The organism is Rhodococcus sp. Eu-32 (assembly GCF_003336925.1).
Lineage (GTDB): Bacteria > Actinomycetota > Actinomycetes > Mycobacteriales > Mycobacteriaceae > Rhodococcoides > Rhodococcoides kyotonensis_B.
In genome coordinates, this window is record NZ_QGNK01000015.1 from 134,797 (window position 1) to 145,760 (window position 10,964).

12 protein-coding genes and 1 pseudogene are annotated in these 10,964 nt (G+C 66.0%); 5 read left to right on the top strand and 8 right to left on the bottom strand.

Going from position 1 to position 10,964, the window contains the following annotated elements; translation table 11 throughout:
* Positions 1-153: 153 nt before the first annotated feature.
* Entirely contained in the window at positions 154-1,758 is a 1,605-nt protein-coding gene (locus DK926_RS18500; protein ID WP_114331593.1) for an LCP family protein, read from the top strand.
* A 33-nt stretch (positions 1,759-1,791) separates the two neighbouring features.
* Complete coding sequence (locus DK926_RS18505) at positions 1,792-2,499, top strand: TIGR03089 family protein (RefSeq protein ID WP_114331627.1); 708 nt, start codon at positions 1,792-1,794, stop codon at positions 2,497-2,499.
* Here DK926_RS18505 and DK926_RS18510 read toward each other — a convergent pair.
* Genes DK926_RS18510 through DK926_RS18520 form a run of 3 tightly spaced genes read right to left on the bottom strand, consistent with a single transcriptional unit; the run spans position 2,496 to position 4,675 of the window.
* A complete protein-coding gene (locus DK926_RS18510; RefSeq protein ID WP_114331594.1) occupies positions 2,496-2,876 on the bottom strand; it encodes a hypothetical protein in 381 nt (126 codons plus the stop codon). The genes DK926_RS18505 and DK926_RS18510 overlap by 4 nt on opposite strands.
* A gap of 37 nt (positions 2,877-2,913) precedes the next feature.
* On the bottom strand, positions 2,914-3,426 hold the full coding sequence (gene purE, locus DK926_RS18515; protein ID WP_114331595.1) for a 5-(carboxyamino)imidazole ribonucleotide mutase: 513 nt from the start codon (positions 3,424-3,426) through the stop codon (positions 2,914-2,916).
* A complete protein-coding gene (locus tag DK926_RS18520; RefSeq protein WP_114331596.1) occupies positions 3,419-4,675 on the bottom strand; it encodes a 5-(carboxyamino)imidazole ribonucleotide synthase in 1,257 nt (418 codons plus the stop codon). Before DK926_RS18520 ends, purE begins: the two co-directional genes overlap by 8 nt.
* 126 nt (positions 4,676-4,801) lie before the next feature.
* Here DK926_RS18520 and DK926_RS18525 point away from each other — a divergent pair, with 126 nt between their 5' ends.
* On the top strand, positions 4,802-5,365 hold the full coding sequence (locus DK926_RS18525; protein WP_068421556.1) for a GtrA family protein: 564 nt from the start codon (positions 4,802-4,804) through the stop codon (positions 5,363-5,365).
* Positions 5,366-5,372: 7 nt separating this feature from the next.
* On the opposite strand, the gene DK926_RS18530 is transcribed toward DK926_RS18525, so the two are convergent.
* From DK926_RS18530 to DK926_RS18545, 4 genes are all read right to left on the bottom strand, one after another.
* The gene (locus tag DK926_RS18530; RefSeq protein ID WP_114331597.1) at positions 5,373-6,701 is read right to left on the bottom strand and encodes an ATP-binding protein; all 1,329 of its coding nucleotides are present in this window, start codon (positions 6,699-6,701) and stop codon (positions 5,373-5,375) included.
* 9 nt (positions 6,702-6,710) lie between these two features.
* The gene (locus DK926_RS18535) at positions 6,711-7,391 is read right to left on the bottom strand and encodes a response regulator transcription factor (RefSeq protein ID WP_068421561.1); all 681 of its coding nucleotides are present in this window, start codon (positions 7,389-7,391) and stop codon (positions 6,711-6,713) included.
* A gap of 62 nt (positions 7,392-7,453) precedes the next feature.
* The gene (locus DK926_RS18540) at positions 7,454-8,044 is read right to left on the bottom strand and encodes a PH domain-containing protein (RefSeq protein ID WP_068421564.1); all 591 of its coding nucleotides are present in this window, start codon (positions 8,042-8,044) and stop codon (positions 7,454-7,456) included.
* Between the two features lie 5 nt (positions 8,045-8,049).
* The gene (locus tag DK926_RS18545) at positions 8,050-9,201 is read right to left on the bottom strand and encodes an AI-2E family transporter (RefSeq protein WP_243636889.1); all 1,152 of its coding nucleotides are present in this window, start codon (positions 9,199-9,201) and stop codon (positions 8,050-8,052) included.
* Positions 9,202-9,372: 171 nt separating this feature from the next.
* Here DK926_RS18545 and DK926_RS18550 point away from each other — a divergent pair, with 171 nt between their 5' ends.
* Positions 9,373-9,804: a hypothetical protein gene (locus DK926_RS18550; RefSeq protein WP_068421572.1), complete on the top strand. Its 432-nt coding sequence runs from the start codon at positions 9,373-9,375 to the stop codon at positions 9,802-9,804.
* Between the two features lie 14 nt (positions 9,805-9,818).
* On the opposite strand, the gene DK926_RS18555 is transcribed toward DK926_RS18550, so the two are convergent.
* Positions 9,819-10,649: a biotin--[acetyl-CoA-carboxylase] ligase gene (locus tag DK926_RS18555; protein ID WP_114331598.1), complete on the bottom strand. Its 831-nt coding sequence runs from the start codon at positions 10,647-10,649 to the stop codon at positions 9,819-9,821.
* A 125-nt stretch (positions 10,650-10,774) separates the two neighbouring features.
* Between DK926_RS18555 and DK926_RS18560 the strand changes: the two are divergent.
* Positions 10,775-10,964, top strand: a pseudogene (locus tag DK926_RS18560) (methylmalonyl-CoA carboxyltransferase); the annotation flags it as partial.

The window sequence follows — 10,964 nt, forward strand, 5'->3', positions numbered from 1 at the left end:
AGTGAGATTTCACAAGTAGCCTGGTTCCTCGGGACGACGGAGGAAACGCCGAACGAAAGAGGTCACCAGGTGTCACGAGAGTCAGATGCGTCGGGGAGAGATCCACGCTCCCGTGTGCGACGCAGCGAGCCTCGTGGACGCGGTGAATCTCGAATGCGCGGTGAATCTCGAGTGCGCGGTGAATCCCGCAGGCGCAGCGATGCAGGCGAGCCCGGTGCGCCCGGACGCCCCGACTCGCGCGCCGAACGGGTACGCAGCCCTCGCCGTGACGCCGCCCCACTCTCGGGGACCACAGGGGCGAGCAGGCTCAAACCGCCACAGGTTCTCGTCGCCGCCGTGTCGGTCGTGGTCCTCGTGGTGACCGGATTCGCGTGGCGCAGCGTCGACAGCCTTCGATCGAACATCGCGTCCGCGGGCGCTCTCGGCCTCGGCGGCGGCGCGGACGGCGCCGTCGACATTCTCATGGTCGGCACCGACAGCCGCACCGACGCGCACGGCAACGCGTTGTCGCAGAGCGAGCTCGACTCCTTGCGTGCAGGCGAGGAGGTGGCGTCGAACACCGACACGATCGTGCTGATCCGCGTCCCCAACGACGGCTCGTCGGCCACGGCGATTTCGATACCGCGTGACTCCTACGTCGAGGTGCCCGGTATCGGCAAGTCGAAGATCAACGCCGCGTACGGTGCGACGAAGGAGAACAAGCGCCTGGAACTGGTGAATCAGGGTGTGTCCGACTCCGACGCGGAAACCCAGTCCACCGAAGCCGGCCGCGAGGCACTGATCGAGTCGGTGGCCGACCTGACCGGCATCACCGTCGACCATTACGCGGAGGTCGGTCTGCTCGGGTTCGTTCTTCTCACCGATGCCGTGGGTGGCGTCGACGTCTGTTTGAACGCGCCCGTCGACGAACCGATGTCCGGTGCGAATTTCCCTGCGGGAGAACAGACCCTGTCCGGCTCCGATGCGCTGAGCTTCGTCCGCCAGCGACACGGTCTTCCCCGCGGCGACCTCGATCGCATCGTGCGGCAGCAGGTGTTCATGGCCTCGCTGGTGCGCAGCGTGCTGAGCGCGAAGACGCTCAGCAACCCGTCCAAGTTGGGTCAGCTGAGCGCCGCGGTGCAGCGGTCGGTCGTCCTCGACTCCGATTGGGACATACTGCAATTCGCGACACGGCTGCAGGACCTCGCCGGTGGCAAGGTCAAGTTCGAGACCATCCCCGCCGTCGACATCAACGGCTCGACCGAGTACGGCGAGTCCATCGTCGAGGTCGACCCCGCCGCCGTGAAGAAGTACGTCGAAGGACTTCTCGACGGCACCGCGGACGAGCCGGAGTCGACGGCCGAACCCGAAGCGCCCCAGATCGATCCGTCGTCGGTGACCGTCGACGTCGCCAACGACAGCGGCATAGACGGACTTGCCAACGGCGTCGCGAGTTCGCTCGGATCGCTGGGCTACGGCAACGGAACCGTCGGCAACTACGAGGGAACGTCGGTGTCCACCAGCACGGTTCAGGCCGCCGACCCCGACAGCGACGCCGCGAAGGCGGTGTCGGCCGCGCTCGGCGGGATCGACATCACCTCCGACGACACGCTGACCGACGACACCGTCCGAGTCGTCCTCGCGTCGGACTACTCGGGCCCCGGCGCGGGTGGATCCACGACGACGACCACGACGACCGACCAGCTCGCCGCGTCGGGCGGTGAATCGCCTGCTCCCCCGATCGATGCGGGCTCGACCGGCCCCGCCTGCGTGAACTGAGCCGATCGCAACGTCTCCGATAGGGTGGCACTCGTGGCTGCGACTCTGACAGAGAAACTGCTCGACCCGATTCTCCGCACGGATCCCGCGGGTCCGCGCGTGACGTTCTACGACGACGCGACCGGTGAGCGCATCGAGGTCTCCGCGGTCACGCTGGCGAACTGGGCGGCCAAGACCGCCAACCTGCTTCGTGACGAGATCGGGCTGCAGCCGGGCGCGAAGGTCAGCGTGTTGTTGCCTGCTCATTGGCAGACTGCGGCCGTGCTGCTCGGTGCCTGGTGGGCAGGTGCCGAGGTGGTACTCACTGCCGATCCCGACGCGGAAGTTGCTCTCGTACACGGCAACCGGGTCGACGACGCCGGCGACATCCCGGAGATCCTCGCGCTGTCCCTCGACGCATTCGGCAAGCCGGTCGCCGATCTTCCCGTCGGCGTCACCGACTATGCGACGTCGGTACGCGTCCACGGTGATCAGTTCCGTCCGTCGGGTGACGGCCCGGCCCTGGACGGCCGGCCGGTCGGCGAGGTCCTCGCTGCGGCTCGTGCTCGGGCAGAGGCACATTCGCTCGCGGTAGGCGACCGCGTGCTGTCGTCGCTGTCGTGGGGCACGCCCGACGAGCTGATCGACGGTCTGCTGTCGGTGCTGGTCGTCGGGGCGTCGCTGGTGCAGGTCTCGAACCCGGACTCCTCGAAGCTCGAACGGCGCACTGCCACCGAGAAAGTCACGAAGACTCTGGGCTAGAACCTCGGGGGCTTGCCTTTGTACCCACCATCGCTCAGCCCGGCTTCGATTTCGTATTTGTTCGACGCGCCGGGATGCCTGACCTCTTCGACGAGGTATCGGACCGCGAACAGCACCCCGTAGCGCGCCCACTGGCCGGCGTGGACACTCTCGTGACGCAACACCGCGCGTGAGGTGTTGGTGCGCGTCAGATAGACCCCGCCGATCGTCGTTCCGCCGCGGCCGAATCCACCGCGCATGCCCGACGCGACGAACAGACGGTGGTCGTCGTCGAACGCGATCTTGGCGCGCCACAGGCGGGCATAACCGAGCGCGACGTAGGTCGCGACGAGCGATCCGATGCTGCCGCGTGATGCGCTCCGCACCCGTGCGTGCATAGTTGGCCTCCGTTGCGACTATCCACGCACAGGCGCGTCAGCGCATGAGCTTCGCGCGCAGCGCTTCGTCCTTCTCCAGGACCATCTGTTCGAGACCGGCCTGGAACTGCTCGATGCGCGCGCGCAGCGCCGGATCGCTCGCGCCGAGGATGCGCGCGGCAAGCAGTCCGGCGTTGCGCGCACCGCCGATCGACACCGTCGCCACCGGGATGCCCGCGGGCATCTGGACGATCGACAGCAGTGAATCCATTCCGTCCAGGTACTTCAACGGAACGGGAACACCGATGACCGGCAACGACGTCGCCGACGCGACCATGCCGGGCAGATGTGCGGCACCGCCCGCGCCCGCGATGATGACCTGCAGCCCACGCGATGCGGCGCTCGTCGCGTAATCGTGCATGCGCTGAGGCGTGCGGTGCGCCGACACGACGCCGACCTCGAATCGAATACCGAACTCGGCCAACGCTTCTGCGGCGGCCTCCATGACCGGCCAGTCGGAGTCGCTGCCCATGATCAGGCCGACCCGCGGGCCTTGTCCTGCGTCAGTCATTGCTGTGGGGATCCCATCCGTCGGTCCATACGGCGTGCGACATCCAGTGCGCCGCACGCTCTGCTTTCTCGCGCACTGCGGCAACGTACTCCGCGTCGCTCAGGCTGCCCTTCGCCGCTCCGAGCACGTTGACGTGTCCGATCTTGCGGTCCTTGCGTTCGCCCTTGCCGTAGAGATGCACCTTGGCGTCTGGCATGCGTGCGAACAGGTGGTGCAGGCGTTCGTCCATCGACATCTCCGGCGCCTCGGGGGCGCCGAGAATATTGGCCATGACGGTGACCGGGGCCAACGGCGTCGTGTCGCCGAGCGGGTAGTCGAGCACGGCTCGCAGGTGCTGCTCGAACTGCGATGTGCGGCAACCGTCCATGCTCCAGTGCCCGGAGTTGTGGGGGCGCATCGCGAGTTCGTTGACGAGGATCTTGCCGTCCTTCGTCTCGAACAGTTCGACCGCCATGGCGCCGACGACGCCGAGTTCCGCGGCCAACCCGAGCGCGAGCCGCTCGGCGTCGAGTGCGACGTCCTCGTCGAGCGCGGGCGCGGGCGCGATGACGACGGCGCACTGCCCGTCCCGCTGCACCGTCTCGACGACGGGCCAGGCGGCACCTTGACCGAACGGCGACCGTCCGACCATCGCCGACAGCTCACGGGCGAGATCGACCTTCTCCTCGACCATCAGCGGAACGCCGAGGTCGAGCTGCCGCTGCACGATCTGTTCGGCTTCGTCCGAGTCCGCCGGCATCCAGACGCCGCGGCCGTCGTATCCGCCGCGGATCGACTTGATGACGACGGGCCAGCCGTGTTCGTCACCGAACTTCGTCACGTCACCGGCCCACGTGATCTCCGCGAACGCGGGCATCGGGGCACCCAGCTCACCGAGCTTGCGACGCATCTTCAGCTTGTCCTGCGCGTAGATCAACGCCGTCGGCGGCGGCTGCACGTTGACGCCCTCGGCGACGAGCGCGTCGAGGTGCTCGGTCGGCACGTGCTCGTGGTCGAACGTCACCGCGTTGGATCCGGTCGCAGCCGATCGTAACGCGTTCAAGTCGTCGTGATGGCCGAGAACGACGTCGGCGCTGACCTGGGCCGCCGGCTCGTCGGCACCGGCCGACAGAACGCGCAACGTCTGGCCGAGTTCGATCGCAGCCTGATGCGTCATGCGCGCGAGCTGTCCCCCGCCGATCATCGTGACGACGGGCATACCGGTCGTCGACGAGCGTGGAGGAGTGGGGCGCGGAGATTGACCAGTCACGGCTTCCTATCGTGTCATGCGAGCGGTGTCCGGCGGGCACCAGTCCCCCGCGACTCTCTGAGAGATCGCTGATGATCTGCGCGCCGGTTCGCTCGAATCGCACTACGTTTCGTAGACTCCTTCGTTGTGCCTCTGATCGACAATGTGATTCATCGCCTGCCCGGACCGGTTCGGGACCTCGCGATTCGTCACAGCGAACTCATCAAGTTCGCCATCGTCGGCGGTACCACCATGGTCTTCGACCTGGCGATCTTCTACTCGCTCAGTCTGACGATCCTCGAGCCCAAACCCGTGGTCGCCAAGGTCATCTCCGGCGTCATGGCGACCATCCTCAGCTACATCCTCAACCGCGAGTGGGCGTTCAAGAATCGCGGCGGCCGCGAACGTCATCACGAGGCACTTCTGTTCTTCGCGATCAGCGGTATCGGTGTGATCCTCGCCGCTGCACCGCTCTTCATCGCCAACAATCTCTTCGACATTCGCGAAGGTCACACCAGCCTGACGATGCTGGTCATTCTCGACTTCGTGCTGAACTACATCATCGGCAACCTGTTGCAGATGGCGTTCCGCTTCTGGGCACTGCGGAAGTTCGCGTTTCCGGACGAGAACGCTCGCGGCGCGGCCGCCGGGTCCACCGACTACGACCCGACGCCCGAGGAAGCAGCCGAGGAACAACTCGGCCACAGCTGAGCCACCGCTAACGCGGCTCCCTCACCTGAGTCGGTCCGCTGCGGATCACCGGTTCGCGAAACGCCGGGAGAAACACCGAGAACAGCGCTGGCTTGCGTCGCTGCAGTTCGAGCCTCCCTCCGTCTGCTTCGACGAGCGCACGCGCCAACGCCAATCCGACGCCGGTCGAACCGGCACCCGAGAAGCCACGGTCGAAGATGTGCGGCGCGAGTTCGTCACGGACGCCTGCGCCTTCGTCGGACACCTCGACGCACACCAGCGGCTCGCGCCTGCGTTCGGCAGTCTCCAGCGCCGGGACGAGCCGTACCGCCACCGTGCAGGTGCCACCGCCGTGGGACAGCGCGTTGTCGACGAGCACCGACACCGCTTCGCGGAGACGAGATCCGGTCACCGACGCCGTCAGATCTGCGTCTCCCTTGAGTACGAGAGTGCGACCCACGTCGTCGAAGTTCGGTTGCCACTCCCCGACCACGCCGGAAAGTTCCGCGATGACGGGGACCTCCTGTGCGCCGGGCGCACCGTCGCTGCGGGACGAACGGACCAGTTCGTCGATCGCCAACGTGAGCCGGTCGACCTGAGCCATCGCCTCCTCGGCCTCGCCGACGACGTCGGGGTCGTGGTGCGTCGACAACTCGTCGAGGCGCAGCCGCACCGCCGTCAGACGACTGCGCAGCTGATGGGACACGTCGGCCACGAGCGCATGCTCGCGCTGAAGCCGGCCCGCGATCTCGACTGTCGCCGCATCGAGCACGTCGGACACGCGATCGAGTTCGGCGATGCCGTGCCGCGTCGAATCGGGACGGAAGTCGCCCTCGGCGAGGCGAGCCGCGCGGCCCGCGACGTCACGTAGCGGGTCGGACAAGCGTTTCGCTGTCAGCACGGCAATGGCGGTGCCGGTCAGGATCGAGGCCAACACGAGGAGACCGACCGCGCCGACGGCTTGCTTCTGCAGCGTGCGCATGTCGTCCGACGGCACTTCGAGGCGCAACGAACCGGACGTTCCCATCGACAGCGACTCGACGAGCGGACGCGGGACGAACGACTCACCGATGTCGACGCGCGACGCCGCGTCCTGAGGCGTCGGATACACGACGACGAGCCGGCCACCCTGCGGGATGGCCAGACGCAGCGAGCCGATGTCGAGCTCACCCTGGACCATGCCGGTGTCTGCTTCCTGAGACAGGATTTCCGACGCCATCCTGTCCAGTCGGCGCTGCAGGTCGTCGCGAGTGAAATCCTCGACCCACAGCCACGCGGTGTACATCAGGGGCAGACCGAGCAGAAGGGCCGTGATGATGACGACGGCCAGGATCGACTGCAGTATGCGGCGACGCATGTGCTTCTTCTAGTCGTTGTTGATGCGGAACCCGACGCCACGGACCGTGGCGATTCGACGCTCGGCGACGGGACCTTCGTCGCCGATCTTCCGGCGTAGCCACGACATGTGCATGTCGAGAGTCTTCGAGCCGCGCAGTTCGGCGTCGCCCCACACCTCGCGCAGGATGGTCTCGCGGGAGACGACCTGACCCGCATGGTCGAGCAGAACCTTCAGCAGTTCGTATTCCTTGTTGGCGAGCGAGATCTCGGTGCCGCCCACGAGAACGCGTCGGGCAGCCGGCTCGAGCCTGATCGATCCGACCTCGACGGGCGAGTCCTCGCCGGGGCCGCGTCGGCGCAGCAGTGCCCGGACTCGGGCCATCAATTCCGCGAGCCGGAAAGGCTTTCCGACGTAATCGTCGGCGCCCGCGTCGAGCCCCACGACGAAGTCGACCTCGTCCGTACGCGCGGTGAGCATGAGCACCGCGAGTTCGGATTTGTTCGCGCGCACCTGACGGCACACTTCCAGACCGTCCATGCCGGGCAGACCGAGGTCGAGGATCAACAGGTCGTAGTTGCCGTCGAGTGCTCGTTGCAACGCGGCAGGACCGGTCTGCTCGACCGTCACCGTGTAGCCCTCACGGGTGAGGGCGCGCGAGAGCGGGGCCGCGATAGCTTCGTCGTCTTCTGCCAAGAGCACATCGGTCACGAATGCAAGCCTACGGTTCGATTCTGTGAGAACGGTGTATTCCGGCGAACGGGACGAGGGGGCTATCGGCGTCGTCCCGCACGCCACCCGCGCTTGACAGCCCCGTCGACATCGTCGCCGTCGTTCGGCTCGTCGGCGTACACGGCATCGCGCCGGACCTCCAGTGAGTCGAACACCTGCTGGTAGAGCAGGGAGTGCACACGCTGCACCTGTGGGATGTCGTCGAACTCCAGTGGGTCGTCGGACGCGGAGGCAATGATGAGGGTGCCTGTTCCGAGCATGCGGTCGACCAGCCCGTGACGGAATTGCACGTTGCTGATGCGACCCATCGGGATGTCGATGCCCGAGTGGGTGATGACGCCCTGCCGCACCAGAACTCGGCGATCGGTGACGATGAAGTGCGTGCACTGCCAGCTGATCAGCGGAGCGACGGATCTCCAGCCGACGACGATCACCCAGATCACCGCGGTGACGATCGATGCGACGGTCGCAGCGGTTCCGTCGAGACGTGCCGAGATGACGCCGATCGCGAACCCTGCAACGGCGGTGACGGCGATGAACGTGAGAGCGGGCAGAACCAGCATCTTCCAGTGAGGGTGGTGATGCAGCAGCAATTCTTCCTCGTCGGCCAGCGCATCCTGCGGGTAGCCCATCGCTCTCACTCCTCGGGTGATTTCTCGTCCTTGTGAGGCGATCCTTCCACGAGTTCGGGCCCGTCGGTCTCCGGCGCAGGCGGCGACGCGGTCGACTTCTCGGGTTCGGGCGGCGGCCCGCTCGAGACGAGGACGTCGACCCACCTGGTGGCCGGGTCGATGTCGACCAACAACGCTTTGGCCATCAGCGTCAGCGGGATCGCGAGGATCGCGCCCAGGGGTCCGAGCACCCACGACCAGAAGACCAACGACAAGAACGTCAACGTCACCGACAGCCCGACGGCGTCGCCGACGAATTTCGGTTGGATGATCGACTGGATCACGACGTTGACGACGCTGTAGACCACGATGACGGCGATCATCAGCTTCGGCCCGCCCTGCAGGAGTCCGATCAGCGCGGGCGGGATGAGTCCGATGACGAAACCGATGTTCGGGATGTAGTTCGTGATGAACGCGAGCAGGCCCCAGAGAACCGGGAGCGGTATGCCCATCGCCCACAGTGCACCGGCGTCGATGACGGCGACGATGAGTCCGAAGACCGTCGACACGACGAGATACGTACGGGTTCCGGACGAGAACCTGCGGAACGCGTCGGCGATGTCCGGACGCGTGCGCAGCAGTATCGCTGTTCGCGGAGTGTACGAACTGGCGTCGACCGCCATGAAAAGCAGAAGGACGAGCACGAACAACAGGTTCGAGAAGATCGACAACGCCCCGGTCAGAATGCCGTCGACCAACCCGAAAATGGTCGACGCGTCCAGCTTCGACAGCAGGTCGTGAATCTGATCCTGACCGATGCCGTTGTCCGACAGCAACTTCTGCACGTCCGCGACGAGACCGTCGAAGTCGTCGGCGTAGGTCGGGAGCAACGTGGCGAGCCGCGCGGTCGAGAACACCAACGACAGGACGAGGATGCCGAGGATCGCGTACACGACGAGAATCGCCAGCACGGTCGCGATCCAGTTCGGCACCCCTGTGCGGCGCAGCCACTCGGGAAGCGGATGGACGACGACGGTGAGCATCAGGGCGAGGAAGGTCGGCCCGACGACCCCCGCGAACGCGCGAGTTCCCGCGACGGCGACGACGAGCGCCGCGATACCGAGCAACACGATGACTCCGCGCGGCATCGACCACGTCGGCGATTGCGGCTGTGCCATGACTCCCCCCGGGGCACTCGAGAAACGCAGCACCGACAGACGCTGCTCCAGGCGGCCGGTCCGCACTCAGTGTCGCCGCACCCTCTCGCCGCACACATCATCCGGTACGGATGATGTGTGCTCTAGCCCGCTGCTCGAGAATGGGAGACAACTTCGAAAGGGGCGAAGCACATGAGCGAACAAATCAAGACCGAAGGAGCCAGGCCCAGGGGCAACCACCAGGCTGCCGCAACAGGGGGATCGATCGCGGCGGCCATCATTCTGCTGACGGTCGGAGTTCTGTCCATCTTCCAGGGCATAGCCGCCATCGCGAAGGACGACCTGCTGGTCGTCGGATACAACTACACCTACGAGTTCGACATCTCGACGTGGGGCTGGATCCACCTGGTCGTGGGCGTCCTGCTTCTGCTGGCCGGTATCGGATTGATGTCCGGTGCGACGTGGGCACGGTTCGCCGCGATCGTGATCGCATCGCTGTCGATCATCGCCAACTTCCTGTGGCTCCCGTACTACCCGCTGTGGTCCATCCTCATCATCGCCATCGACCTGGTCGTGATCTGGGCGGTCGCCACCTGGGAGCCGGCGCGAGCCCAGACACTCTAGGAGTCGATCTTTCGTCAGTCGGACTCGATGGCACGGAGATGCGTCACGTCGCCCGCGGCGACGGGTACCGGTTTGCCGGTCTCGTCGTCGCGGACGACTATGCGCCCTTGCTGATCGACGTCGACCGCCTCGCCGAGTATCTGCTTGTCACCCGGAAGTTCCACGCGGACGCGACGGCCTACGGTGTCGCACCGTTCGCGATAGCGGCTCGCGAGGTGGTCGGTGTTCCAGCCCGAGTTCTTCCACGAATCGACCTCGGCGCCGATACCCCGCAGAATCGCACGCAGGAGGGTGTCGCGGTCCGTCACGGCAGCGTTCTCCAAGGCGAGGGACGTGGCGGTCGGGACCGGCAGCTCTTCCTGCGTCATCGAAACGTTCAGACCGATACCGACCACGATGGCAGGTGTCTGCCCGTGGACGGCCACCTCCGCCAGAATGCCCGCGACCTTACGGCCACCTACGAGAACGTCGTTGGGCCATTTCAACGCCGCGTCGACGGCCGCGACAGTACGCAACGCGTCGACGACGGCAACTCCGGTCAGAAGCGGCAGCCACCCGAGAATCGACGGGTCGATGCCTGGGAATTTCACGAGAACCGACATCAACAATTGTGAACGCGGTGGACCCGAGAACGACCTGGAGTGCCTGCCGCGACCGGTCGCCTGATGCTCGGCGACGAGTGCCGTCCGGTCCGCGAGGCCGGCCGCATTCGCGATCAGATCGGCGTTCGTCGACCCCGTCTCCTCCACCACATCGAGCCTCGACCAGGAAGCTTGCGGTCCGTCGACGAGAGCGCGCCGAAGTGCCGAGACGTCGAGTGGGGGTCGATCGAGATTGGTCCACATGATTCAAGAGCATATTGCCCCGTCGAACCCGTCGATTTTCGTACTCGTCGGTAGCCTGCCGGAAGTGCATCGAACGCGCCCCTCGGTCGGGATGCACATCACAGCCGTGGTTAAAGTGTTTGCCCATGACCAGTGTCCAGGATTCGACTGCGCAGGGTTCGGCCGCCACGCCCGACATTCACACGACGGCGGGCAAGCTCGCCGACCTGCGTAGCCGCCGCGAAGCAGCGATGGCACCGTCCGGCGAAGCCGCGATCGAGAAGGTGCACGCCAAAGGCAAGCTGACCGCCCGCGAGCGCATCCTCGCGCTGCTCG

Coding starts and splice junctions, on each gene's coding strand:
- DK926_RS18510 (WP_114331594.1), bottom strand. CDS start 2,876: ATGCACGCACGGGTGCGGAGCGCATCACGCGGCAGCATCGGATCGCTC.
- DK926_RS18545 (WP_243636889.1), bottom strand. CDS start 9,201: ATGGCACAGCCGCAATCGCCGACGTGGTCGATGCCGCGCGGAGTCATC.
- DK926_RS18540 (WP_068421564.1), bottom strand. CDS start 8,044: ATGGGCTACCCGCAGGATGCGCTGGCCGACGAGGAAGAATTGCTGCTG.
- DK926_RS18555 (WP_114331598.1), bottom strand. CDS start 10,649: ATGTGGACCAATCTCGATCGACCCCCACTCGACGTCTCGGCACTTCGG.
- purE (WP_114331595.1), bottom strand. CDS start 3,426: ATGACTGACGCAGGACAAGGCCCGCGGGTCGGCCTGATCATGGGCAGC.
- DK926_RS18550 (WP_068421572.1), top strand. CDS start 9,373: ATGAGCGAACAAATCAAGACCGAAGGAGCCAGGCCCAGGGGCAACCAC.
- DK926_RS18500 (WP_114331593.1), top strand. CDS start 154: ATGCGCGGTGAATCTCGAGTGCGCGGTGAATCCCGCAGGCGCAGCGAT.
- DK926_RS18530 (WP_114331597.1), bottom strand. CDS start 6,701: ATGCGTCGCCGCATACTGCAGTCGATCCTGGCCGTCGTCATCATCACG.